The sequence below is a fragment of the Metabacillus rhizolycopersici genome (genome assembly GCF_020075705.1).
On record NZ_JAIQUM010000053.1, the window covers coordinates 1 to 25,929 of the forward strand.

General features: G+C 36.4%; 25 protein-coding genes, 1 pseudogene and 1 riboswitch. Of the genes and pseudogenes, 7 read left to right on the plus strand and 19 right to left on the minus strand.

What is annotated here, in order from left to right; genetic code table 11:
- Nucleotides 1-259, minus strand: a pseudogene (locus K9V48_RS19315) (RNA-guided endonuclease TnpB family protein); the annotation flags it as partial.
- 18 nt (nt 260-277) lie between these two features.
- On the minus strand, nt 278-361 hold the full coding sequence (locus tag K9V48_RS19320; protein WP_224140829.1) for a helix-turn-helix domain-containing protein: 84 nt from the start codon (nt 359-361) through the stop codon (nt 278-280).
- An 813-nt stretch (nt 362-1,174) separates the two neighbouring features.
- On the opposite strand from K9V48_RS19320, the gene K9V48_RS19325 reads away from it, so the two are divergent.
- Nucleotides 1,175-1,486 (plus strand): hypothetical protein, encoded by a 312-nt coding sequence (locus K9V48_RS19325; RefSeq protein WP_224140798.1) that lies wholly within the window; start codon nt 1,175-1,177, stop codon nt 1,484-1,486.
- A gap of 303 nt (nt 1,487-1,789) precedes the next feature.
- Here K9V48_RS19325 and K9V48_RS19330 read toward each other — a convergent pair whose 3' ends face one another.
- From K9V48_RS19330 to K9V48_RS19345, 4 genes are all read right to left on the minus strand, one after another.
- Nucleotides 1,790-2,788 carry an ABC transporter permease gene (locus K9V48_RS19330; RefSeq protein WP_224140799.1) on the minus strand — a complete coding sequence of 333 codons (999 nt, stop codon included), beginning with the start codon at nt 2,786-2,788 and terminating at the stop codon, nt 1,790-1,792.
- A gap of 2 nt (nt 2,789-2,790) precedes the next feature.
- Nucleotides 2,791-4,296, minus strand: a complete 1,506-nt coding sequence (locus K9V48_RS19335) for a sugar ABC transporter ATP-binding protein (RefSeq protein WP_224140800.1) — start codon at nt 4,294-4,296, stop codon at nt 2,791-2,793.
- A 414-nt stretch (nt 4,297-4,710) separates the two neighbouring features.
- On the minus strand, nt 4,711-5,838 hold the full coding sequence (locus K9V48_RS19340; RefSeq protein ID WP_224140801.1) for a sugar ABC transporter substrate-binding protein: 1,128 nt from the start codon (nt 5,836-5,838) through the stop codon (nt 4,711-4,713).
- Between the two features lie 195 nt (nt 5,839-6,033).
- Nucleotides 6,034-6,141, minus strand: a riboswitch (SAM riboswitch).
- Between the two features lie 389 nt (nt 6,142-6,530).
- Nucleotides 6,531-6,908 (minus strand): VOC family protein, encoded by a 378-nt coding sequence (locus tag K9V48_RS19345; protein WP_224140802.1) that lies wholly within the window; start codon nt 6,906-6,908, stop codon nt 6,531-6,533.
- A gap of 400 nt (nt 6,909-7,308) precedes the next feature.
- Between K9V48_RS19345 and K9V48_RS19350 the strand changes: the two genes are divergently transcribed.
- The gene (locus K9V48_RS19350) at nt 7,309-8,979 is read left to right on the plus strand and encodes a glutamine--tRNA ligase/YqeY domain fusion protein (RefSeq protein ID WP_224140803.1); all 1,671 of its coding nucleotides are present in this window, start codon (nt 7,309-7,311) and stop codon (nt 8,977-8,979) included.
- Nucleotides 8,980-9,227: 248 nt separating this feature from the next.
- Here K9V48_RS19350 and K9V48_RS19355 read toward each other — a convergent pair whose 3' ends face one another.
- The 3 genes from K9V48_RS19355 to K9V48_RS19365 form a co-directional block, all read right to left on the minus strand.
- On the minus strand, nt 9,228-9,458 hold the full coding sequence (locus K9V48_RS19355; RefSeq protein WP_224140804.1) for an excisionase family DNA-binding protein: 231 nt from the start codon (nt 9,456-9,458) through the stop codon (nt 9,228-9,230).
- Nucleotides 9,459-9,555: 97 nt separating this feature from the next.
- Entirely contained in the window at nt 9,556-10,458 is a 903-nt protein-coding gene (locus tag K9V48_RS19360; RefSeq protein ID WP_224140805.1) for an AEC family transporter, read from the minus strand.
- Between the two features lie 341 nt (nt 10,459-10,799).
- The gene (locus K9V48_RS19365) at nt 10,800-11,273 is read right to left on the minus strand and encodes a hypothetical protein (protein ID WP_224140806.1); all 474 of its coding nucleotides are present in this window, start codon (nt 11,271-11,273) and stop codon (nt 10,800-10,802) included.
- Nucleotides 11,274-11,585: 312 nt separating this feature from the next.
- Here K9V48_RS19365 and K9V48_RS19370 point away from each other — a divergent pair, with 312 nt between their 5' ends.
- Entirely contained in the window at nt 11,586-11,756 is a 171-nt protein-coding gene (locus K9V48_RS19370; RefSeq protein WP_224140807.1) for an aspartyl-phosphate phosphatase Spo0E family protein, read from the plus strand.
- A gap of 200 nt (nt 11,757-11,956) precedes the next feature.
- Here K9V48_RS19370 and K9V48_RS19375 read toward each other — a convergent pair whose 3' ends face one another.
- Nucleotides 11,957-12,952 carry a cation diffusion facilitator family transporter gene (locus tag K9V48_RS19375; RefSeq protein WP_224140808.1) on the minus strand — a complete coding sequence of 332 codons (996 nt, stop codon included), beginning with the start codon at nt 12,950-12,952 and terminating at the stop codon, nt 11,957-11,959.
- A 180-nt stretch (nt 12,953-13,132) separates the two neighbouring features.
- On the opposite strand from K9V48_RS19375, the gene K9V48_RS19380 reads away from it, so the two are divergent.
- On the plus strand, nt 13,133-13,714 hold the full coding sequence (locus tag K9V48_RS19380; protein WP_224140809.1) for a YitT family protein: 582 nt from the start codon (nt 13,133-13,135) through the stop codon (nt 13,712-13,714).
- Here K9V48_RS19380 and K9V48_RS19385 read toward each other — a convergent pair.
- Nucleotides 13,709-13,948: a hypothetical protein gene (locus tag K9V48_RS19385; RefSeq protein ID WP_224140810.1), complete on the minus strand. Its 240-nt coding sequence runs from the start codon at nt 13,946-13,948 to the stop codon at nt 13,709-13,711. The genes K9V48_RS19380 and K9V48_RS19385 overlap by 6 nt on opposite strands.
- Before the next feature lie 278 nt (nt 13,949-14,226).
- Between K9V48_RS19385 and K9V48_RS19390 the strand changes: the two genes are divergently transcribed.
- Nucleotides 14,227-15,177, plus strand: coding sequence for a S8 family peptidase (locus tag K9V48_RS19390; protein ID WP_224140830.1), 951 nt, complete (start codon nt 14,227-14,229; stop codon nt 15,175-15,177).
- Nucleotides 15,178-15,361: 184 nt separating this feature from the next.
- Here K9V48_RS19390 and megL read toward each other — a convergent pair whose 3' ends face one another.
- The 5 genes from megL to K9V48_RS19415 form a co-directional block, all read right to left on the minus strand.
- A complete protein-coding gene (gene megL, locus K9V48_RS19395; protein WP_224140811.1) occupies nt 15,362-16,549 on the minus strand; it encodes a methionine gamma-lyase in 1,188 nt (395 codons plus the stop codon).
- Between the two features lie 283 nt (nt 16,550-16,832).
- The gene (locus tag K9V48_RS19400; RefSeq protein WP_224140812.1) at nt 16,833-17,138 is read right to left on the minus strand and encodes a monooxygenase; all 306 of its coding nucleotides are present in this window, start codon (nt 17,136-17,138) and stop codon (nt 16,833-16,835) included.
- Between the two features lie 37 nt (nt 17,139-17,175).
- A complete protein-coding gene (locus tag K9V48_RS19405) occupies nt 17,176-18,096 on the minus strand; it encodes a DsbA family protein (RefSeq protein ID WP_224140813.1) in 921 nt (306 codons plus the stop codon).
- A 17-nt stretch (nt 18,097-18,113) separates the two neighbouring features.
- The gene (locus K9V48_RS19410; protein WP_224140831.1) at nt 18,114-18,428 is read right to left on the minus strand and encodes a winged helix-turn-helix transcriptional regulator; all 315 of its coding nucleotides are present in this window, start codon (nt 18,426-18,428) and stop codon (nt 18,114-18,116) included.
- A gap of 176 nt (nt 18,429-18,604) precedes the next feature.
- Nucleotides 18,605-19,057: a lipocalin-like domain-containing protein gene (locus K9V48_RS19415; RefSeq protein ID WP_224140814.1), complete on the minus strand. Its 453-nt coding sequence runs from the start codon at nt 19,055-19,057 to the stop codon at nt 18,605-18,607.
- Between the two features lie 131 nt (nt 19,058-19,188).
- Here K9V48_RS19415 and K9V48_RS19420 point away from each other — a divergent pair, with 131 nt between their 5' ends.
- Nucleotides 19,189-20,079: a LysR family transcriptional regulator gene (locus K9V48_RS19420; protein WP_224140815.1), complete on the plus strand. Its 891-nt coding sequence runs from the start codon at nt 19,189-19,191 to the stop codon at nt 20,077-20,079.
- A 289-nt stretch (nt 20,080-20,368) separates the two neighbouring features.
- The gene (locus tag K9V48_RS19425; protein ID WP_224140816.1) at nt 20,369-20,917 is read left to right on the plus strand and encodes a DUF420 domain-containing protein; all 549 of its coding nucleotides are present in this window, start codon (nt 20,369-20,371) and stop codon (nt 20,915-20,917) included.
- Between the two features lie 128 nt (nt 20,918-21,045).
- Here K9V48_RS19425 and K9V48_RS19430 read toward each other — a convergent pair whose 3' ends face one another.
- From K9V48_RS19430 to K9V48_RS19440, 3 genes are all read right to left on the minus strand, one after another.
- Complete coding sequence (locus K9V48_RS19430; RefSeq protein WP_224140817.1) at nt 21,046-22,389, minus strand: sodium-dependent transporter; 1,344 nt, start codon at nt 22,387-22,389, stop codon at nt 21,046-21,048.
- A gap of 482 nt (nt 22,390-22,871) precedes the next feature.
- Complete coding sequence (gene brnQ / locus K9V48_RS19435) at nt 22,872-24,212, minus strand: branched-chain amino acid transport system II carrier protein (RefSeq protein WP_224140818.1); 1,341 nt, start codon at nt 24,210-24,212, stop codon at nt 22,872-22,874.
- Between the two features lie 322 nt (nt 24,213-24,534).
- Nucleotides 24,535-25,722, minus strand: coding sequence for an MFS transporter (locus K9V48_RS19440; protein ID WP_224140819.1), 1,188 nt, complete (start codon nt 25,720-25,722; stop codon nt 24,535-24,537).
- Between the last annotated feature and the right edge of the window lie 207 nt (nt 25,723-25,929).

Here is a 25,929-nt window from a genome sequence, read left to right on the forward strand (position 1 = left end):
GATTGCCTTTTGCATTGAACCCAAATTGAGGAAAGGTCATACTCGTGTAATCTTTGTATTTTTTCTGTTTTGGATAGTTTTTCTCCTTACGAAAGAAACCATCAAATGCTTTTTCTAGACGTAGAAAAACTTCCTGCAACGGTTGAGATGGTACTTCTTTTAGGAAGGGATATTTCTGTTTATCCATTTTTAGTTGTTTTTGCATATCTTTACGATGATAAGATTCTTTTGACTCGCGATATTTATGTTGTTTATCCAAAAGAGCTGAATTATAGGTTTAACGACAATATTGTAGCCAGCGCTCTAGCATTTCCTTCTGTTCTTCGTTTGGAAAGATTTCGTATTTTTGATTCAATAACATTGTCGTCACCACCCTTATATTCTATCTTTATTACAGAACATAAGTTCCTATCATACAACCTTTCAGGCTGTCGCCTGACCAAAATTCATCACCTCCCTACCGTTGGGTCTACGCCCTTCACACGCTTGAGGAAGGGGATTTCTTTTGGGTGTTCGTTAAAATCTATCACGTTTCCTTTCACCAAATTAAAAATGCCTTAATGTTCAACTAAGCTACTTACCCCCATTTAAACAACTACATAATCATTTGAACTCTTCTATCGTCTGTACTTTGGGTCGATCAAAAACTTGATTGCTTTACAAAATGGAAATCATCTCTAATTAATATTACCGAATGCATTACCATTCTTTCACTCCCATCCACGTTTGAATCAGCAAAGCTGGGATTTGCTATGAATCTTCTATTTCTAACCATATCGCGAGTAGAAACCTATAAATTTGCATCTATTTTATAGCAAAAATGCCTACCTTAATACTTTTGTAGAAATCACCCTCTTCCTTAATGCTTTCCAACTTTAACAGACGTTAAAATATAGCAAACTCATATAATAAAATTCTGTTTATTAATAATGCAAACGTTCCATATCTATTAATGACTAACCCTTTCGAAAAAAAGGAATAATATGGAATATTTTTTTCTTTTATTAAAAGAAATTTACAGTTCCTTTAAATACAGGTAAAGATTAATCATATCGACAATCTTTGCAAATGAGCTTGTATATAATAGCTTTAGCTTAATAAGGAAGGAGTTGAAATTGCCTACTATTAAGTACTTGCGAAGATCACTTTTTAACATTAAAAGGAGGAATTCAAAATGCTATTTAATAAACTTTGGAAATTATCAGCTCCAATCCTTGCTTTGGCACTTGTAGCAGCATGTAGCGATAGTCAAGATGAACCTGTTAATGATGATATGTCTCCAGAGGAAGTGCCTGCAAATAGTGAGATGAACACCGAAGATTCTTTAGATAATGAATCAAATACTGAAATTCCTTCCACCGAGGAAATAACACCTGAAGAACCTACTGATCAAGAATCAAATACTGAAATCCCTTCCACCGAGGAAATAACACCTGAAGAACCTACTGATCAAGAATCGAATCTAGAAGATCCAAGTAACAACTAATTTGCGATTATTACAATTCAATGAGCAAACGTTCGCAATGAAATGATACACCTTAATGGTTATCAAGTTACTTCTCAGCAAGGAATGTAACATACGTTTAAACAAACTTCTTTACTCACAGTGATTTTCGCCACTGTGAGTAAAGAAGCACAATAGAATACTATGATTCTCGTTCAACTTTTTATAGAGTGTATGATTAATTAGCTTCACTAGGTATGATTTATCCACCCTTCAAAAATTTTATAGTACGCTAGACGATTAAAAAGACTGCTGATCAAAAATCCAACAGTCTCCTCAATCCGTTTATTTTTGTTTATAATACGTTAGTGCAAGTGCAAATGCGAGAACTGCACCTTTTACAATATCCATTGCATAGTAAGGGACAGACATCATAACTAGGCCATTTTGAAGAATCCCAATTAATACTGCTCCAATAAATGTTCCAAATGCATTTGGCTTTCCTGCACCTAATACAGAAAATCCGATAAAAGCAGCAGCTACTGCGTCCATTAAATACGGTGCACCTGCATTTATTTCGGCTGTCATGACACGAGAGGCTAGTACAATTCCCCCAATCGATGCAAAAAGAGCCGATAACAAGTAGGCAATAACTTTATATTTATTAACAGCGATTCCAGATAACCTTGCTGCTTCACTATTTCCTCCAATCACATACATATATCTACCATGTTTTGTGTACGTTAGAAAAATATGAACAAGCACAACAACAACGACCATAATCACAATAATCCAAGGTACTTGACCTATCTTTTCAAAAAAAGGACTGATGACACCTGTCGCGAAGGAACCGTCAGTCATCACCATATTTTGTGAAATCGTAGCACCTTTTGTATAGGTGAGAGCAATTCCCTGTACAATGAACATCATCGCCAATGTGACAAGCATATCAGGCACTTTTAATTTCACAATGATAAATGAGTTTAGAGCACCAACAAGTAATGATGCTACAAGCGCTGAAAAAATCGCAACGACTGTATTTTGAGAAAACCATACAAACATTGAAATGACAAGCGCATTCGATAATGATGCCACTGATCCAACAGATAAATCGAATCCATTCACAGATAAAGAGATCGTAATTCCAACCGCGATTATAGTTACGATCGAAATCGAACGTAAAATATTAATAATATTATTCCCTTGAATAAAAGTTGGATTTGACAACGCAAATACAAGAATTAAAATGAAGATTGTCAAAATCGTACCGTACTTATATAAAAATTGAAAAAGATCAAATGTCTTTTTAGGATGATTTGCTTGTACAGGATTTGAATGATTCATCCTTATTTGCCTCCTGTTGAATAAAATAGTAGTTCTTCTTCGTTCGTTTCATCAGTTTCTACTTCCTTAACAATCTGTCCGTCATATAAAACATACAAACGATTCGTAATCCCGATAATCTCGGATAATTCTGAGGATGCATAGATAATCGCTTTTCCCCTTTGTGCAAGTTCACAAATAAGCTCGAAAATGTCCTTTTTAGCACCAACATCGACTCCCTTAGTCGGCTCGTCAAAAATATACACATCCGCATCAGCTATTAACCATTTGCCAATTGCAATTTTTTGTTGATTTCCACCAGATAGATTTTTCACCTTTGTTTCCTTTGAAGGAGTTTTGATTCCTAGGCTGTTGATGAACTCTATTGCCTTTTGATTTTCGGCCTTTTTATTAAGGAAACTTAACCGTTTTGTAAAAGCACCTAAATTGGCTACAGTTAAATTCATCACAACAGATTCCATGACAAAAATACCTTCTTTTCTTCTTTCCTCGGGTACTAATGCAATCCCTTGCTTAACCGCTTGATGTGGATTCGCTAAGTTTAGCTTCTTGCCTCGTAATTTGATCTTACCAGACTTCATTTTTGCTTCACCGAATAACACTTTACATAATTCTGTTTTACCAGCTCCAACTAAGCCTGCAATCCCTACAATTTCGCCCCTTTTAACAGTCATAGATAGATTAGACAACTTATCTTCATCTGAAAGATTACTTACTTCTAAAATTGATTCACCGATCTCCGATGGCTTTTTCGGGAATTGTTCTTGAAGTTTCTTACCGAGCATATATTCCACTACCTTATTCGTGGTAAGATTAGCAACTCGCTCGTGTATGACTAACTTGCCATTTCTCATGATTGTTATTTCATCACATATGTCAAAAATCTCGGGTAGACGGTGCGAAATAAAGATAATTCCTACATTTTTATTTTTCAGCTCTTGAACAATTCGGAATAGCTCCTTCGTTTCAGAGTGACTTAGTGGGGCTGTAGGTTCATCTAAGATAAGAAATCTACAATCTGTAGAGACTGTTCTCGCAATAAGTACCATCTGTTTTTCCGCCAATGTTAGCTCGCTAATTAACTTTTTAGAAGAAACATCTATATTCAAGCTACGCAAAATAGTTGTGGTATTACGATGAATTTCCTTCCACTTTACAAGTTGTCTTTTCCCCATATCATTTACGGTTCTCGAAAGCATAATGTTTTCACCCACTGTCAAATAAGGGACTAGAGCAGTATCCACTTCTTGGTGAACAATTTGAATCCCGTAGCTATGCGCATCCTTTGGTATACGTATATTAGCTTTCTTATCATCAATTAAAATTTCCCCAGCGTAATGGTTATAGGCACCTGATAGAACCTTCATTAACGTCGACTTCCCTGCACCGTTTGCTCCAATAAGGGCATGAGTAGTCCCACTTTTCATCGTAAAATCAACATTCTCTAAGGCCTTAACGCCTGGAAATTCTATAGAAATACTTTTCATTTTTAACGTTGAACTGTTCATCCTTTTTCCTCCCTTCACATAAGAAAAGCGCAAGCGCCTTGTTCAGCCCCGACAAGCATAAGACGCTTTTGAATAGAAGGCGTACTTTGCCTTCAATTCAAAAGTGGCTTAGACCCAAGAGGGGCCGGACGCTTGCGCTGGACACGAACACTAAGTCAAAAAATTTATACTTCTTATCCTTTAAAAGGAATGATGGTCATACCTCTTTCAGAAATTTACCTAACCATCACTGGGTATATCGTCTTCATCCCAGTGATGGTTAGGTAAACTTATCACAATCAGTTTTCCTCAAGTTAATCTTCCATTACTTTGAAAAAATCACTCCAAGTTTGTGTAAGATTAAAGCAAACACCCCCTTAGCTTAACAAAGAGAGTGTTCGCTCTATTTATTCCGTAGACTGATCGGTGAATGGTTTATTTTTTATAGTACTCTTTTAATGTCTTCATCCACTCTTCTTCGAATGCGGTGGATTGGCCCCAACCTTCAATCGTGTCTGCAAGATTAACCATATTAATTGGTTCTTTAGATTGTCTTAATTCATCTCCAGAAATAAGCGAAGCTTCAAGGTTATATGTTTCAGGTGTTTCTTCACCTGCTAGCTTTTTAGCAAGCAATCTCATGTCGACTGCACCAATTAGCTTTGGATCTACAGCCGCCGTATACTTCCAAGCACTATTTTCATTTTGAATTTCTTGAAGATCTGCATTCGAAACATCAATTCCATAAATTTCAATTTCATCTCTACCTGCTTCTTTAATCGCACGAGCTGCACCAATTGCAAATGCATCCCATGTTGCGAAGATTGCGTCAATCTCACCTTTTGGGTGTTTGTTAAGCATTGATGCTACAGCATTTTGTGTTTGTACTGATGTATCAGCAGATGCTACTCCAAATCGTTCGATCTCTTTAATACCAGGATTTTTTTCTAATGTTTCTTGATAAACATTGTTTCGTCTAACCATCGGTGGGAAACCATCTACCCAAAGATACGCTATATTTGCTTCTCCATTCGTGTCTTTAATCAATTGGTCTAACGCTAGAGTAGCAAGCGCTTCATCATTCTGTGACGTTAATGTTACACCTTCAATTTGTGCTAATTCATCTGTTGAATCAAACGTCACCACACTTTTTCCTGCATCAACAAGTTTTTGAACTGCATTAACAGTTGCCGCGTCATCCCCGTGAGAAATAATAAAACCGTCATAATCTTCTTCTAGCCCTTGCGCAATGGCATCATGGAATTTTGCCGTATCACCATTCGCTGTAAACACATCAACTTGAAAGCCTAAAGCTTCCCCTTCTTCCTTCGCTCCAGCTAAAAATTGTGCAGTATGATCGTCTCCACCTATTTTTCGGATGACTTTAATTTTCGCGTTTTCGCCGTTAGCAAATCGTTCTGGTACATTTTCTAATGAAACTTCTGGATTTCCTTTGCCTGCTGTAGTCTTATTAGTTTCTTCAGCACCTGAAGAACATCCTGTTAAAATTAATGTAAATACAAGCGTAAAAATAAAGACTAAATTGATTAATCGCTTTTTCATATTTGTCGAACTCCCCTTTTTAAAATGTTTGATTGATAACATCTTGTTACATTTTTAGTTTTTTCTCATTCACAACAGCTCCCTAATCTTCATTTGATTAAGAGAGGGGCCTATTTTAGTAGATTCTTAATCTAAATAAAATAAAAAAACCTCTCTAAAAAGAGAGGTTTCGCCACAAATATATAGGAGTCTCCTCTCTTATCTTCCAAAACCATCACAGTTTTGCTGGAATTAGCACCAATTCTAAATTAGAACGGTTGCCGGGCGTCATAGGGCCAGTCCCTCTGCCTCTCTTGATAAGAGATTAAATATGCAATTAAAGTAAAATAAAGATTATATTTACTTTAATCGTGTTAAGCATTAATGTCAACTACTTTATATACTAGAACAAAAGCGCAAGCGCCTTGATCAGCCTAAGGCAGGCATAAGACGCGCATGAATAGAAGGTGTACTTTGCCTTCAATTCATGCGTGGCTTATGACCCCGAGGGGCTAGGCGCTTACGCTAGATGTCGTGCGCTTATCCACAGTACAAGAATTTTATAGTTTCCTAAACAATAAAAAACAGTGAATTAGTGTGTTCAAAATATAATCTAAGAAAACTCCACTTACCATCCATCATTTTATCTATCAAGCGAGACTTACCTGATTTTTTCGGCTCGTTAAGAATAGGATAAAAACTGGTAGATACTATTAAGCAAAAAGACTGATGAGATTACCATCCGGATCATGCACAATTGCATAACGCTGTCCCCAAACCGCATCCCACGGTTCACGGTATCCATCATACCCACTACGAACGATCTGATCATATAAATCATTTAGCACCTCATTGCTTTCACAAGAAAACGCTAATTCAACCCGATGTCCAGTAGGTTCATCCCACTTTCCATAAACTCCTTTTGCAATTTCTTGAGTATCAAACGCTAATCGAAAACCACTTTGTTCAACTTCTACATGTTGTTCCCCATTCAAGCTTTCTGGGATCACTAGTCCTAGTACACGATAAAAATCTAATGATGCTTTCATGTCTTTCACAACAATACCTACCATATCCAATTTAATTCCCATTGGATTCCCTCCTCTAATTGTGTCACATTGTTTTACACTACTCCACAATTACATTTATTGTAATTGAATTGTTACGAACAAAACAATGAGCTAAATTATTTCTTTGAATGGCCATTAAGCCATCAAAAGTTGCGTTCATTCCACTGATTTTAACTTAACCAAAAAGAGTAAATGCATATACCTTGTATCAATTACTGATTATTTGCCCATAAATGTACTATCTAAATAAGACTTTCTCTGTTCATCATTAGGTTTTTAATCGTGCACACCCACGCAATATACGCATATTTTTCATAGAATCATGATGAAATTAACTAAGTAAATTAACCTTTTGTCAATCTATTGGTATAATGGATGGCAGAACTTATTTTTACCTATATAAAGAAAGGTTTGATCTGACTTGGAACACAACTCCTCAAACTTTATTAGAAGTATCATTAAAGAAGATCTCGAAACTGGAAAACGTAATAATGTTTATACTCGTTTCCCACCTGAACCGAACGGCTATTTGCACATTGGTCATGCAAAATCAATTGTGATTAACTTTGGATTGGCAGATGATTTTAATGGGAAAACAAACTTAAGATTTGATGACACAAACCCGTTAAAAGAAGATACAGAATACGTAGAATCAATTAAGGAAGATGTAGCATGGCTTGGGTATGAATGGGATGAATTGTTTTTCGCTTCCGATTATTTTGAAGAAATGTACAACCGTGCAATGCTTCTAATTAAAAAGGGTAAAGCATATGTCGATGAATTAACGGCCGAAGAAATAAGACAATACCGTGGAACACTAACAGAGCCCGGAAAAGAAAGCCCGTATCGTGATCGGTCTATTGATGAAAATATTGAATTATTTGAGCGTATGCGTAAAGGCGAATTTGAAAACGGCACGAAGGTACTTCGCGCAAAAATTGATATGTCTTCACCAAACCTAAACATGCGTGATCCAGTCCTTTACCGTGTGGCACATGCAACACATCATAATACCGGCGATGCATGGTGCATTTATCCAATGTATGACTTTGCCCATCCACTTGAAGATGCAATTGAGGGTGTGACTCATTCTCTTTGTACTACTGAATTTGAGGATCATCGTCCGCTTTACAACTGGGTTATTGAAGAATGTGAAATGGAGCATAAGCCACAACAAATCGAATTTGGCCGTTTGAATATCACAAATACAGTGATGAGTAAACGTAAATTAAAACAACTTGTTGATGAAAAGTTTGTTGATGGTTGGGATGACCCAAGAATGCCGACGATTTCAGGATTAAGAAGAAAAGGCTATACTCCTGAATCTATTCGTGAATTTGTGAAAGAAACAGGTGTATCTAAAGGTTCTGGAACAGTCGATGAAGCTATGCTTGAGCACTTTGTGCGAGAAGACTTGAAGCTAAAAGCTCCACGTACGATGGGGGTTTTAAATCCATTGAAAGTTGTTATTACGAATTACCCAGAAGATCAAGTGGAGATGCTTGATGCTGAAATCAATCCAGAGGTTCCTGAAATGGGGACAAGACAAATTCCATTCTCTCGTGAAATTTACATTGAACAAGAAGACTTTATGGAGAACCCTCCTAAGAAGTACTTCCGTTTGTTCCCTGGTAATGAAGTCCGTCTCAAACACGCGTACTTCATTAAATGTGAAGATGTTATTAAAGACGCAGATGGAAATGTGATTGAAATTCATTGTACGTACGACATTGAAACGAAGAGTGGCTCTGGGTTCACTGGACGTAAAGTAAAAGGTACTCTTCATTGGGTGGATGCTAAACACGCGTTGCCAGCTGAGTTCCGTCTATATGAACCGCTTATTCTTGATAAAGAAGAAAATGAAGAGGAACAAGAAAATTCAGCAGAAAAAACATTCCTTGACTATGTAAACGAAAATTCTTTAGAGGTTTTACAAGGCTTTGTTGAGCCAAATATGAGTGAAGTTGAGGGTCATGATAAGTTTCAATTCTTCCGTCATGGATACTTTAACGTAGATCCTAAACAAACAACAAAAGAAAAAACAGTTTTCAACCGCATTGTTTCGTTAAAGAGTTCATTTAAATTAAAATAAGAAATGCGCAAGCGCCTTGTGCAGCCTCGGGCAAATAAGACGCTCAGGAATAGAAGGTGTTCTTTGCCTTCAATTCCTGAGTGGCTTAGACCCAAGAGGGGCCGGACGCTTGCGCTGGGCATGAAAACTAAGTCAAAAGATTTATACTTATCTTCTAAGAAAAAGTTTCTAAGTTGTTCATGCAATTTAGTTTAACCCAGGGGCTGACTTAACATTAAAATGTCAGCCCCTTTCGTTTATAAGGACTTTTAATCCTCATCTTTTACATCTATATCCTCTGGAATTGGCTCCTTCATATATTCATCTACCATATTTTTATATTTTTCCAATTGTTCAAAGTGGGTTTTAAACTGATCTTGATAAATCAAATATTGTTCGCCGTCATACAGAGCTCTAATTTTCCTTTGAAGAATCAAGTTTTTCACTTGTTCTTCGGGTATAGATAAGTAGTCTGATGTTTCTTCGATTGTTAAGTACATTTTTATCCGTCCTCTTTTAACTAGATTTCTCATCTCATCTGGGCTTCATTTAATCGCGCACTCATCCGTTTTACGATTCTGCCTTATTTTTAGCACGTTAAGATACGAGCATTAACATAATTGGAACTGTAACGATACTTAATAGTGTTGTTATTAGCGTACTAGATGAGACAAAATCAGGCTCAGTATTATATTGTAATGCATACATAGTTGTATTGGCGGCAGTTGGCATAGCTGCTAAAACAATTAAAGTTTTCGCTAAAAGCCCTTCAATAGAAAACATCATGATGATAAGATAGGCAAACACAGGAGAAATGACTGCTCTAATAATAATAATGCTTGAAATTTCACCTAATTTCACGTCTTTCCGACTAAGTGTCGCTAATTGCATTCCTAAAACAAGCATAACCGTAGGGATTGCGGCATTTGCGATTAAATCGATAGATTGCATGAAAAAGCTGGGGATTTTAAGCCCTGATAGTTGAAAAATCAAACCTGATGCAGCTCCATAGATGACTGGCATTTTAGCGACTTTCTTCAACGACTCTTTGATACTATTCGTCTCTTTACTACCTCTCGCTGCATAATACAAGCCAATTGTATTCATTAGTAACGATTGAATGACCATCATAATAACCGCATAATCAAATCCGACACTTCCGAATGCAAACAAGATAATAGGTACGCCATAATTGCCGCTATTCATAAAGACACCTGATAAAATCATCGCAGAAATCATTGATTGTTGGAGTTTCTTTACTCTTCCAATGAGCAATGTCAAGAGCAATAGCGCCACACAAAGCGTCACACAGAACATTATAATATGTAAATAATCATATGTTAGATCATTCGTATAGAATGTTCTGAAGGCCAAAAAGGGAGACATTAAATATAGTGCGGTTGTGGAAACTGACTTCCTATCTATCGTTAGCTTTTTTTGACCAATATAACCTATTACAAAAATAAGAAAAGCTGGTAATACAATGATGATAAATTCCATACAAGATCCTCCGTAAAAATAATAAAGCGAGACTTACCTTAGCTTTTACGGGCAGTTATCCCCCACCTTCACTTCACTGTAATCTACTCAAGCTTAGGGGGTATTACTGCCCGTTAATGCGGGGTAAATCAACTATAAAGTAAGACTTATCATAGCTTTTAAGAACTAGTTATTGCTGGATAAACTAACTATAACAGTCTTTAGCGGCTTTTACATTATCTATGAACCATATAATTTCTCGTCTTTTTATAGAGTATCTACTAGGCTCTTTCGTTAAGAATGGGATAATCGGAATTGAAAAAGACTGTTCATCCATATCATCGAATGATCAGTCTTTACAATTACTTTTTTTTAAACCCTTCTTCTTCTAAATATTGCTTTGCTTCACTATATGAAAGGAATGTCCCATCTAAATTCACCCCGGCATAAACATTCCACATTTCATCGTCTTCGTGAACAAGAATAAGTGTATGATTTTCGGCATTTATCCATTGCTCCTCATCGATTTCCTTAACAGTTGCTGTTTCTTCCGATGATTTAGCTGATAAGGAAAGAATCGATTGTTCGATCACCGTACGAAGGTCTTCCTCAGAAAAGTCACGAATGTTTACCATTCCTTTGTTATCACTTGGAAAATCCTTTATTTCCTCCGTATAAACAAATCCATTTCCATTAGGATGCAAATGATATACAACATTTTTCTTCTCTGTTACACTTTCTTCAAAGTGAAAATTAACGCGTCCGAGTGAAACGTTTTTGCGTTCTAATTGAGGAAAGGTTTCTATAATTGCAAGTTTTTGTTCAAAAGTAAGCATGTTACCTCCAAGTAATCTGAAATTTGAATACTGCTCATTATACCATTTGATGAACAAGTTACAAAAATGAAGATCCTCCGTCGACTAGTAACGATACCTTGAGAGAATAGTAACAGGCTTACTACTTCCTTGTTTCTATGAAATCCGTTTATACAACAACTGTTCAGCCTATTATTTTTTCTATTCTCCCGTGAAAATATCTAGGAAAATTGTCTTTTTCCTAGAACTATTGTCGAAAGCATTTCAATCTTGATCAAAATCCTTAATAATAGAAATATATTAATCACATATCTTTATTAGGAGCTATGCGCGATGGAAAATACATTAGATTCTGAGTTGATAAATAAAATTGACAGTATTAGAAATTTAATGATTGTTACCGCACAAACAAAGGGATTCAATAATCCTGAGACAATAAAGTACAGTCAAGAATTGGATAAATTAATTTTTGAAACTCAAGTATTATTAAAGCCTTGCAGTTAATCTCCAGATTGGACAAGGATCCATACACTTGCTTGTCCAAATTTTCTGAGCGAATGTTCACTGATTGTTGTTCATTCGCATCTATCTAGATTTTTTTACATCTATCATTGATAAGGACATCTTTCTATGACTGGTAACCGTACCACCAATCATAGAAAGATATCTGCTCGAAAATCCACTCTTTTATCATTGTCTCATTTTTATAAAGGAATTAATCGATCAACCAGATCGATAATGTCATCCTCTTCAATAATACCGAGAGTGACATCCGTAATATCTGGATCGGCAATAAGTTTATCTTTTACCCGATATTTTATATCGTCTGCGTCTGCTAGAGAGAATCCTTTTCTTAATTCAACTAACCCTTCGACATGATAATAACGCCCCTCTTGTAAGACCCGCAATGCTTTTATATCAGAAACATCCTTATCACTTAGGATTAGACGTATGACTTTCATCTCTACATCTTCAGGCGCCGCTACCCCGATAAGGCCAACCATATTATCATACCCTACCCTAAACGCTACTCCCATCATCAAGAAACCAATTAGAATTGTCGCTATGCCGTCCAAAAGATTAAAATTAGTTAAGGCTGTAACAAGGATAGCAATTAATGCTAATAAGGCCCCTGTTACTGCAACAATATCTTCATAAAAAACTAAACGAGTCGGAGGTGCTGCTCGTCCAACATTTTTAAATGCACCACCGACAATTCCCAAGCCTGTTACATTCTCTACTCTTGCTTCATGTAAAATCTCCTTCATCGCTTTTACAAGAATAGCCCCATCTATAACTAGGTTAATGATGAGGACAATTACACTCAGCCAAAACCCACCTGTAGCTCCAGTCGGGTGTTGAAGCAAATGCCACCCTTCCTTAATTGTTTCATACGCCATTATGGTCACAACAAGTACCGCAATCATACAGAAAATATTAATCACTCGACCAAAGCCGGTTGGAAATCGCGGCGTCGGCTTCTTTTCAGATAGAACACTACCAATAAAAACAAACCCTTGATTTAGTGCATCAGCAAGAGAGTGCATAGCTGACGCAAACATCGCTCCACTTCCCCCCACGAAAAAGGCAAAACCTTTACACACTGCAATAATCACATTACCAATCGCCGCTACTGCAGAGGACTTATTTCCCTTTTTAAGTAAAGAGAAAAAGCCATTTTGGTCTGTTTCATTTTTCATTCTATCGCCTCCATAAGCAGTTTATCTATATTGTTATTGTTCTAAAAAGCCTTAGGATTATGACAAAAGATTTAAATGAACTCGCGATTTATCTTCCTTAAATTCGACTTCTAACCTCATTTTCAGTTAGGTCAAGACATATGATAGATACATGTCCAAATACTTCGGAGGATGCGGTCGATGAATTTTATAAAAAAAGCAATAATCATTATCATTGGGAGCATTTTTATTGCATTAGGAATAAATTACTTCTTAGTCCCCTACAAAGTACTGGATGGAGGAATTATCGGCATTGGATTAATCGCTAATTATTTATGGGGACTTAAAGCTGGTTTAATGATTATCCTCCTCAGTATCCCTATTTTTCTTATCGCATGGTATCGCTATAGAGATTATTTTTACAATAGTTTACACGGAATGTTTATTTCTTCCTTCTTCATAGATATCTTCCACCCACTTAAAGCCCTATTTCATATTGATGCGGTTTTTAGCTCCATAATAGGTGGAATATTAGTAGGGGTGGGAATCGGGTTAATGCTGAAGTATAAGACAAGTACTGGCGGCACTGACCTTGTCGCTCAATTTTTATCAGACAGGACGGGAATAAATGTAGGTGTTCTTATTTTTCTTATCGATGCACTTGTCATCCTATCCGGTGGTCTTTTACTATCTACAGACACTTTATTGCTTTCTGTTATTACTATTCTATTTGTTGGAATCACGACAAGTTTAATGACAAGGAACATTGTTAATACATCATGAGGAATTCATTTGAATCATATAACCACTTGTAGCACTATCAAGACGATATTCCAATTCCTTTTCAGAAATCTCTCCAAATACTTTGTCTTTAATTGAAGAGGCAGCAGCCACTCCGACTATTAAAAGTAAAAATAAAATAAATTCTTCAACAGCTGGACAGAAAAAACCACTTACAAAACACATATAAATTTGTTCAGAGCTTGCGCTTTTGTTCTTAGCTCTATATAGATTCATACTCCCCATCAGGTCTAAAGCTTGTTCTTAAATACGATTTTAGTCATTAGTAAGTTTATATAGGAAAATTTTAAAACGTGAAGATGCCACAAACCTATCAATTTGCTCCCCCATATAAAAAGCCAAACAATGTTGTCAAGAGCCAAACTAGCAATTAATTTATGTCTTTGTCCGTTACGAAACTCTATTATTTTGCATTTACTATAAAGTGAAACTTCCATCAGTGGGGTTTTACTGTAAGTTAATCTGCGTTAAATGAATTTTATAGAAAGGAGGCAATAACGATTAGTAAAATTCAACTAATCCCATTTAAACTAGAAGAAATATCGGAAGAATTAGTTGATTATATTCCTTATGGTATCGAAATGGTCAATGCACCTTCATTTTGGCAAGAAACAAAAGGAGAAGATGTTGTTGTCGCAGTTTTAGATACCGGATGTGATCTATCTCATCCTGATTTAGCCGATCGAATCATTGGCGGGCGTAATTTTACCAGTAGTGATCGTGATGATTACTCGGATTCCCATTTTCATGGAACGCATGTTGCCGGAACCATTGCTGCTTCGTCAAATGGACAAGGGGTAATTGGTATCGCTCCCGAGTCTAAATTATTAATCTTAAAAGTATTAGATGAAAATGGAAGTGGCAGTTACGAAGGTATCATTGACGCCATTCATTATGCTAGAACATGGCGCGGACCAAATCAAGAAAAGGTAAGAATCATCTCTATGTCTTTAGGTGGACCTAATGATGTCCCAGAACTACACAACGCCATCAAATTGGCCGTTAAAGCTGGTATTCTTATCATTTGTGCGGCAGGTAACGAAGGTGATTCGTCCGAACGTACCGATGAAACAGCCTATCCAGGTTTTTATAATGAGGTTGTTCAGGTCGGAGCTGTTGATGAAAACAAAAATCTTGCTAGATTTTCAAATACAAATGGTGAAATTGATTTAGTTGCCCCCGGCGTAAATATTTTGTCTACCTACCCAGGAAGCAAAACGGCAAAACTATCCGGTACGTCTATGGCCGCTCCCCATGTTTCAGGTGCTGTGGCATTAATTATCAATAAAACAGAAAAAAAATACGGACGTACCTTAACCGAACCAGAAATTTACGAATATTTACGAAAAAACACCGTATCAATCGGACTATCAAGAAAGGCGCAGGGGAATGGTTTGTTGTTTCTTCAAGTAGATAAACAAAAGAAAAAGAAGAGGAATGAGTAAAGTACTTCTCTTTTGTACTTTTGATTCCACCTTTCCCAAATAGGTAATACACTTGTTTTATCGGTATAAAACACAAGTAGCTAGATAAGACAGATGAGATAAAATGTCTTTTCTAGCTACTTTTCATGTAAATAAGTAGATTGCTCTCGTGGTAGCTTAAGTCTGATGTCTTAGTAAACATTCCTCACAATGAATCTAAAGCCTGTTTTAAGTCCGCCCAAATATCTTCCCACGCTTCAAGTCCGACCGATAAACGTAGTAATTCATTTGAAATCCCCATTTCCTTTCTTACTTCTTCAGGAACACCTGCATGTGTCATTGAGGCGGGATGTTGAATCAATGTTTCAGCATCACCAAGGCTTACAGCTATTGGGATTAATTTTAGTTGATTTACCATATTTTTGACGTCTTCGTATGTCCTGCCTACTTCAAACGAAAGTAGCCCTCCACCTTTTTTCATTTGTTTCATCCTAACAGAAAAGTCTGGATGATCTTGGTCACCAGGATAATACACAGCGTTAACTTTAGGATGTCTTTTCAACAAACTAGCAAGCTTTTCGGCATTTGCGCAGTGGCGATCCATTCTTACTGCCAATGTTTTTATTCCCCGAAGCAATAACCAGGCATCAAACGGAGAAATGATGCCTCCAATATCCTTTTGTACGGTTTTCTTTAAACGACCAATGATATCCTTTTTGCCGATAACGATACCCGCAATCACATCACCATGTCCACCAATGTATTTCGTTGCACTATGGATGGCAATATCACAGCCTAATTGAAGAGGCTTTTGTAAATAGGGGGTTGAAAACGTATTATCTACAACTACGAGAATTCCCTTTTCTTTTGCAACGGAAACAACGAGTTCTAAATCAATTACCTTTAATGTAGGATTAGTCGGTGTTTCAATGTAGATACACCTTGTATTTTCATGAATATTTGCAATGATTTCTTCACTTGTGGCTAAATCGGAGAAGGAATAATCGATCTCATATTTTCCCTTTAGAATCTGTAGCAATCCATAAGTACATCCATACAAACCTTTTGAACATAAGATATGATCATGGGCCTTTGTTATACCAATTAAGACAGCTGATACGGCCGCCATACCAGATCCGAATGCAAGCGCCGACTCCCCCTCTTCTAACTGCGCCATACGCTCTTCTAAAACCGTAACAGTTGGATTCGAAAGTCGAGAATAAATATAACCATCTTCTACACCAGCAAATCGATTCGCCCCTTGCTCGAACGTTGAAAAAGAAAACGTTGATGTTTGATAAATTGGTAGAGTTAAGCTATCGGAGTGATTCTTTGAATCATAACCTGCATGGATTGCTTTTGTTTCGAAATGGTATGTTTCTTCTTTTTTCATTGTTATCTCCCTCATTCCATTCATATCGAGCTGTACACTATCCAACAACCTAAAAACCCTTTCATTTTATAGTATATTTTCATCAGCTTTATTTCGTCACATCGATCCTTGTTGTAAATGAAACCATTATCAACAGAGCTATAAAGTGAGACTTCATGATGAAATTGAAATAAAAAATTGAAGCAGTGAAGCAAATAATCTGAAATGGTTGAGATGGAGACATTGCTGAATCTAAAAAAACACAGGCTTGAGTTTGCCTGTGTTTTTCTTTACCTAAGGATTGTTATTTAATAGGTCCATTCGTAATTTGTGTTAGTCTTTCATTAATATCAAAAATTTTGAAATTCGGATTAGTTACGCCAAGACTACCCATTCTTTCTCTGTGCATATCTTCATATTTTTGAGCGTCTTCCTTTGTTTCGAAAATATAAATTCCCCCAGCTTCTTTTGTTTCTACATTTTCCGTCCAAATCTTCCAAAGAAATCCTGGTTCTTCATTGATACTTTTGGCTAAATCAGAAAATGCATTAGCCATTTCATCTCCAAAAGGTCCTTCATGTTTAAAATCTACTTGTAATACGTATGCCATTTTTCATTCTCCTTTAAGTACAATCTTTGAAATTATTTTATCGTTTTTCAATATATACTTCACCGAGAATCTCACTAAGTTGATATTCATCGGATGAAAGTTGTTCTTGCAAATATGAAGATACCTCACTTTGTTTAATATCATACATATCTTCAATTTCTCTTGAAAACAAGAGTTCTTCTTTCTCAAGAAGACTTTTAAGTGTTGGAAGTGGTTGTGGTTGAAGAGGTTCGGCTGTTTCCAATACTTGTTGTAATCCTTGTGCATAGAATTCTAATGAACGTTGACCAACAATTTTAACCCCTTTATTCTCTTCGTTGACCATAATAACCGTTGGGAACCCTCTGACACCAAGACTTCCAGCTAGTGCGAAATCTTGTTCTAAAAGCTGTTGACTTGACTCAAGTGCTGCTTCCTTCACGATTGATTCACCGTCGAGGCCCATTTGATTGACAAGATCAATCAAAACTTGATCGTCTGCAATATTTTTATTAAAGGCAAAAACAGCTTCTCTCGCTCTACGTAAATACGTGTTTGCTAACTCTTCACTTTGCTGTTGAATGACTTTAAACACGCGGGAAGGTGGAAACGATGATTGAATAGGATTATCAAGCCATAATGTTCCATCAATTGGCATACGAGTATGCTCGCCAACCTCTCTCCAATGTCCAGCTACGTCTGCTGGGCTACCAATGCCATTTGCTCTGTCTGCGAATCCATCCCAATTTGGTAATAATCCACCCATTACAGTTTGGAATTTAATATATTGTCCGTATTGCTTTTCAAATCGGCGTAAAACAGGTTCAAGTGCCCAGCAGTGTGAACAAATTGGATCAGTAACATAATAAAGAGTGATTTTTTTCTGAGGCTGGTTCAAATTAATTGTTTCTATTGCATCTTCCCCAACTTCACCACATACACCAGTTTCTAAATCACAAACCATATTATTTTTACTCAATTCCTCTCCCCATTTCTTTATTGTTTATTATAATGTTGCGCCCATTTCTGGATCGGTTCTAAAGCTACTGTCAAAGATCGCCCTTTTTCTGTTAATTCATACGAAATCATAACAGGAGTTCCAGACGTCACTTTTTTTTCGATTAATCCGTGGTCAATGAGCTCAGTCAGTTTCAATGAAAGGGCTCTAGGCGTAATCTCTGTAAGATCCCTTTTTATTTCAGAAAAATGGGCTGTCCCATTTGGACAAAGGGACAGGTAATGTATAATCAACCCATTCCACTTTTTACCCAATATTGCAAAAGAATATTGTAAGTATGGACATATTTTAATTAAAATCACCTTCTTTATACATTTACTATATCAGATATATTAAATATATCAAATATAATTATTATACCCATTTTACTAACTACGTTTTGCATTCAAAAAGTCATTAGTAGAAATCTGAGTTTTCGAATGCAAAAAGCATCCACTTTTTGCGAATGCTTCCTCAGATACTTCAACTATTATGCTGCAACTCGTTTCCAGATTAATTTCGTATTTTGCTCTTTACCATCTTCAATAATTGGTGGACTCACAATCTCAAGAATGTCTCCATCAAGATTGACATAACGTGGTTGTGAATCGCCCAACCACGTTGGATTCATGCTAACTGTCATTTGATGTGTAACAACTTTGTTCACTTCATCCACTTTGTATGGTCCTGCGTAAGCTAGGTATCCTTGTGCTGCAGTAGCCATTTCTTCTTGGGTTCCAGTGTGCAACGCACCAGATGCATATTTAGGACGCCCTTTAGTCATCATTTGTGCTGACATAAATCCTTCTGGATGATACATAATAAAGCCCGTTGCATCTTCACCCATTGGATATGTTTTATTGCCCATATTATCTACCACTTCATACGAAACTAAAGTCCAAATTCCAATGACTTGCTCTTTTTTAAATTTATTTTCAATCATTTCTTTTCCCTCCGAAATTTGAACCTTCATTATTTTGTCCTCATAAGAATAGTATAAGTATTTTCTATTAATAATATAAATATATATGTATGATATATTCTATTTAAAATACTTATAAATAGGGTGAATCCATGGAATTAAAACAAATACATTACTTTACCGAAGTAGTGAAGCAAGGAAGCTTTTCAAAGGCTGCTGAACAGTTATATATTTCTCAACCAAATATTAGTAATGTTATAAAAGATTTAGAAAAAGAATTGGATGTAACGCTACTAATCCGAACAACTAGAAAAGTAGAGCTTACCGATACAGGAAAGTTACTCTTCCAATACGGACAACAAATTTTTCAATCACTTCAGTTTTTTCACCAAGAATTAGATGATATGAAAAATAGGAAAAAGGGATCGATAAAAATAGGAATTTTCCCAATGTTAGGTATGCACTTTTTCACTGAAATCCTCGCTGAATTCCATAAGCGATATCCTGGAATCAGCATCCGATTTGAGGAAGATGGTGCGTACAATTTAAAAAAATCACTAATTCAAGGAGAGTTAGATTTAGTCGTTATGCCTCTTCCAATCGAAAAGGAAGAATTCAATTTCCTCCCCTTTTTGAAAGGAGATTTACGCCTTCTCGTGCATAAAAACCATGCTCTTGCAAACAAAGAGGAAGTCGCCTGGTCAGATTTGCAAAATGAAGATTTTATCATCTTTCGTGAGGGGTTCAGTATACGTGACACAATATTTGAGGAATGCAAAAGACTTGGTTTTGAACCAACTATTATTTGTGAATCTTCACAATGGAATTTTATGATCGAAATGGTCTCCATTAAACAAGGTATAGCGATTCTTCCTCAGAGCACCCAAAAAGAAATCGATTATACTGACAAGCACATAAAAGTATTACGTCTCACTGACCCACAAATCAATTGGCATCTAGGGATTGCCTGGAGGAAGGAAAGCTATATTTCCAATGCAACTAAAACGTGGATAAATTTTGTCAAGGAGCGACTAAAATTATGACTAAAACAAGATTAACCTCAGCCTTTCCGGATATTTATCCTCCACCTAAAAAATACTGAAGGAGGAAAAACTTGTTTACACTCTTTTCTATTTGCAATTTATTCATTTTATCCGTTTATACTGATGTATGATAGGACATCCTAGAGAATTAATGTCCAAAGAATGGATGGTTTTTGTCGAATCTATGACATCCTCTTCATTTATAATGAATAAGTATCGCGTTTTGATTGCTCTTTGAATGTTTTTTTTTTATGCTTAAAGAAGGAATTTTAGAATAGGAGCGAATAACATGAGTAACGATATAAACCATCCGAAACAACGTAATTACAATCCGTTGATTTGGGTGTTGTCATTTGTAATTGTCGGTGTCATTTTTGCAACATATTTTTTACCTAAAAGCAACGATGGTACTGTGCTAGGGATAGACTTAACCGTTTTGCCGCTAATGAATGCTATCTTTAACACTTTTACCTTTCTCTTTCTATTAGTCGCTTTATTTATGATTAAACAAAAAAATATAAAACTACATCGCCGTTTCATTATCGCAGCATTTACGACGACTTTTCTGTTTTGTATCACTTACTTAACATTCCATGCGATGGCTGAGTCCACGAGCTATGGCGGAGATGGCACCTTAAAGTATATTTACTACTTCGTCTTGATCACACATATTGTTCTCGCTGCAGTGATTGTACCACTTGCTCTCATCTCACTTGGTAGAGGGCTGAATATGCAAGTTGAAAAGCATCGAAAAATCGCACGTATTACGATGCCACTTTGGCTTTATGTTAGCTTCACGGGAGTGTTAGTCTACATCATGATTTCACCCTATTATTAAATCTCAGGTTTCTCAAGACTATCTTATTTTAATCTGACTCAACCAAACAATCCAAAAAGACCAGAAAACAGGCTTAAACGCACCCAGTTTTCTGGTCTTTTTTATTTTGCATAGTAAACAAAAACTTCTTAAATCACACCTAGCATATGTAGATAGACAACCACAATTGTTAATGGTACAATCCATTTCATTAAAAATGTCCATGTCGGGAAATAGACTAGCGGAAATGTGTTTGCCATTCTAAATTCTTGTTCAACAATCGTTCTGTTCATTTTAAATGAAATAAAAATAGCAATTAATAAACAACCAAGCGGGAGCATGATATTACTTACAAGGTAATCGGTCGCATCGAATACTGTTTTATCAAAAATGTGGAAATCAGCTAGTACTCCCATTGACAACGCAGCCGGTATACCAGCGATAAAGACCACTATACCCGACACCCAAGAAACTTTCTTTCTTGATCGTTTCCCCCCTTCTGTTAATGCAGACACAATAATCTCTAATAAACTAAATGAAGATGTTAGCGTTGCAAATAAGAAAAGGAGCAAAAATAGGCTTAAAAATACTTCTCCAAATGGGATTTGTGAAAATACTGTAGGTAGAACAATAAATAAGAGTCCTGGACCTTCTGTAGGTTCGAGCCCAAGTGCAAAGACTGCTGGAAATATCGCCAGTCCTGCAAGCATTGACACAAATAGATTCATCAGAACAACAGATGTGGCCGAAGATGGGATACTCACATTTTTATCAAGATATGAGCTGTAAGTGACCATACACGAAAACCCAACTGCCAATGCAAAAAAGGAATGACCAAGCGCGTACAGAATCCCCTCACTCGTCAAGCTTGCGAAGTCAGGATTCAAGAAAAATCTGACGCCCTCAACCGCACCCTCTAATGTTAAGGATCTCACTACAAGGATAATAAAAAAGAGAAATAGTAACGGCATCATATATTTGTTTGATTTCTCAATCCCATTTTTGATCCCAAATGTAATCACAATAATATTGATGATTAAGTAGATCGCTACACCGAGAAGAGTTATACTCGGCGTACTCGTAATACTAGCAAAGAGTTCCGGATAGTTAGCCCCCTTTTGAATAACCTGACCTACAAGTGAAAGAAGGCTATAAATTAACACCCATCCGCCAACTACACTATAAAATGATAGCAGTAAAAAACAACCTATTACACCAAGCAACCCAATTTTATTCCACTGGCTTCCTGGAGCCAACTTTTTGTATGCCGAAATGGCCTCTCGCTTCGCTCCCCGCCCAATAATAAACTCCGAAATAAGCATCGGAAGTCCAATTAGTATCGTAAACACGATAAAGACTAAAAAGAAAGCCGCCCCGCCATTCATCCCTGCAACATATGGAAACTTCCAAATTGCCCCAAGGCCAATCGCAGCCCCTGCCGAGGAAAGAATAAAGCCAATTTTAGACGACCACTGCTCTCGTTTCCCCTCCATATTATCCCCCTTATTTTATGGAATTTTAATAACTCAATTAAGAAAAGCGTAAGCACCTTGTTCAGCCTCAGGCATGGCATAAGACGCACATGAATAGAAGGCGTTCTTTGCCTTCAATTCATGTGTAGCTTATGATCCCGAGGCAGTTACGAACGCGACGTCCTGTCGCTGTAACTGCACTTGCACGTCCTGTGCTTCGGGGCTAGGCCGCTTGCGCTAGACACCCAAACTAAGTACAAAACATATAAATTCTGATAGTACTAAAAGAAATATTTGAGCTATTACATCCGTATACTTGTTTTTAACTTGTCTAGTTTATCACATATACATCCGCTTTGTGAAAAGCCCCTCTAGTTGAAAGAGACATTTACTATCGAAAGAACAAAAACAGAAAAAGGCGCAAAAAAAGAAGCCTAGGAGAGATTCCTATAGACTTCATTAGACTAACCTTTAGGTTTTTCGACTCTCCATAGGCCAAGACTTTACGAATTAGCCTCTTTCACGACGCGGACAGGTCGTACTAAGCTATAGATGAATCCTAAAATACCACCGACAATAGCAGGTACAATCCATCCTAATCCAATTTCATAAAAAGGAAGCATTTGTGCAAAAAGAGTATTTACTCCTTGAACACTGATCCCCGCTCCATTTAAACCATCAAATAAACTAACAATGAATGTTAATAATAGACTTCCTTGATACACTTCCGCTCTTCCTTTGAAAAGTGAATGTGTGAAAGTTAAGAAAATCAAGACGATCGCTAACGGATAAATAGCTGTCAATACAGGAACTGACAATGAAATTAATTGTGTTAACCCGAAATTCGCAAAGATTGTACTAATAACAGAAAAAATAATCGCGAAATTTTTATAAGATACACTTGGAACTAGCTTATGGAAATAAGTTGCACAAGCAGTAATTAAACCAACACTTGTTGTTAAACAAGCTAGTAGCACAATCAATCCTAGTAATACTCCACCGAAAGCACCAAAGTAGTGGCCTGAAACTTCAGATAAAACTTGTCCACCATTATCTAAATAACCTAGTTGTTCCACACTTAAAGCACCAAGATAAGATAATCCTGTATAAATTAAAGCTAAAAGAGCAACTGCAATAACTGCTGCTTTCATACAAGCCACAAGAAGATGCTTCTTATCTGTTATCCCTTTTTCTCTAATCGCATTAATAACAATAATTCCAAATACGAAAGCAGCAAGGGCATCCATCGTCAAATACCCTTCTTGGAATCCTTTAAAGAAGGCATGAGATGAATAAGCATCCATAGGAGCTTGGAAATCACCCATTGGTTTGAAAACGACAAGAGCCATAAGAATTGCAATAAAGGCAATCATAATTGGCGTTAACCATTTCCCAATAATATCAACCATTTTGGAAGGATTGATTGAAATAAAACAAGTAACTGCAAAGAAGATCAAAGTGAAAATAAGTAACGGCAGGAAACTAATTTCAGCGCCTAAGAAAGGTCTGATCGCTATTTCAAACGAAACTGTTCCTGTTCTTGGAATAGCAAACAATGGTCCAATTGATAGATACAAAACAACTGTAAAAATTACCCCGAACATCGGATTGACACGACTTGCTAATGATTGTAAATCATCTTTCCCAGAAATACCTAACGCTAGTACACCGAGTAAAGGTAATCCAGCTCCTGTCACTAAAAAGCCAGCATTAGCCGCCCAAACGTTTATTCCAGCTGATTGCCCTAATAAAGCAGGGAAAATTAAATTTCCTGCACCGAAAAACAATGCAAACAGCATAAAGCCAATAACAATAATAAATGAAAATGGTACATTTTTTGACACGATTCTACCTCCATAAAAAACTATTTACCTATAATAGATTTTACGTAAACACCCAATCTTTCCCAAATTTGTTATATTGTAAATAATCAGAAAATTAAACTGATGATTATTGGATTTATTTTACAACTAAAGGCGCATACTAAGTCCAAACTATTTGTATACAATAGCATATTTACAACAACCATACAATATATTAAAATAATTTTTTAAAGAAAAAATGATAAGGAGACATTCCCTTTTCGTATTCTCTAGGAAATGCACCCTTACAATTTTTAAATAATAGATTTTTCTGACAAGGACATTGGTACAACAACTAAATGGGTTAACACGTTCCTGCCTCTGAGCTTTTCACTTTACTCCCAAAAAGGTAGATCAATAAAATCAAGACCATAAAAGTAGCTGAATATCCGAACATCATACCGTACCCAACATAACTTGCTAGACTACCAAGCCCGATTGATCCAATCGCCATGCCAAGATCCATAAAAAGCAATAACATTGAATTTGCTGTCGCCTTTTTCTCAAGTGGAACTAGAGTTAAAGCCCAAGCTTGAATAATTGGCTGCATGACACCGTAGGCTATACCGAATAAACATCCGGAAAGCAGGACCAAACCAAGACTATGAGATAAGCTTAGTAAGAACAATCCAATTGATCCTGAAATGGCTGCAGGAATGATCAAGATTTTATGACCAAATCGATCGAATATTTTACCAGAGACGATTCTAACAGCAACGATGGTTATCCCTTGCGCAGTGAAAAACTGTGAAATACTCCCCCCAATCTTCATTTCGTTACCTAATGCCCCAATAAAATTGACAGTTCCTGAAATAGCCATATAATTCAGCGCAACCAAAATGCTTGGAACGAGGATACGACGATCAAACATATAGGTGTAAAAAGGTTCTTTCGTTGCTGTCTTTTGTTCGGTTGGCTCTTCTATTTTCATATTTTTTACAAATAAGCTGCAAATGAATGAAAACAACATAAGGACTAGCGTGATAAGCAGCATCGACTTAAACGAGTAGTTAGCAAGATAAGCAATCGCAATCATCGGTCCTAACGTCGTCCCAATACTCGTTGACATGGCAAAAAAAACGATTCCCTCTCCCAAACGCGAGCTTGGAACTAAGCTACTTGATAATGTGAAGAGTAAGTTCGTCAACATACAAAATCCTATTCCCTGCAGTGCTCGAACAAAAATCAAAAATCCAATTGAGTCACTTAGAAAGCTAATAGCAATTGTTATCATGAAATAAATAAGCGAAATAACTAATAGTAACTTCATATTTATTTTTTGAATAATAACACTTGCAAAAAAACGTGTAATAAATGATGCGGTCATAAGAGCTGTCGTCATTGTTCCAGCAATACTTGGATTATTGCTAATCGTCGTTACATATAGAGGAAAGCCTGCTGTAATCATATAAAATGCGGCGAAAAGCACTAACGAAGATACCACAATTGTCGTATATTGTCCCGTCCACAATTTAACTTTTACTTGATTCATACAATTTAATCCCACCTATCTATGCTACACCTACCTTTTGTAATGATTAATTTGCCCTCTTTAACGAAAAGTTATTTATTTATCAATCAAGACTTCCTCTACTCTTTACAAGCAATTATCCCCCAGCAATTTTGAATCAGAATTACAGCAATAGCTTGATTGTTTATGGAATAATTAATCAATAAGAGTTAAAATATTAATTAGATT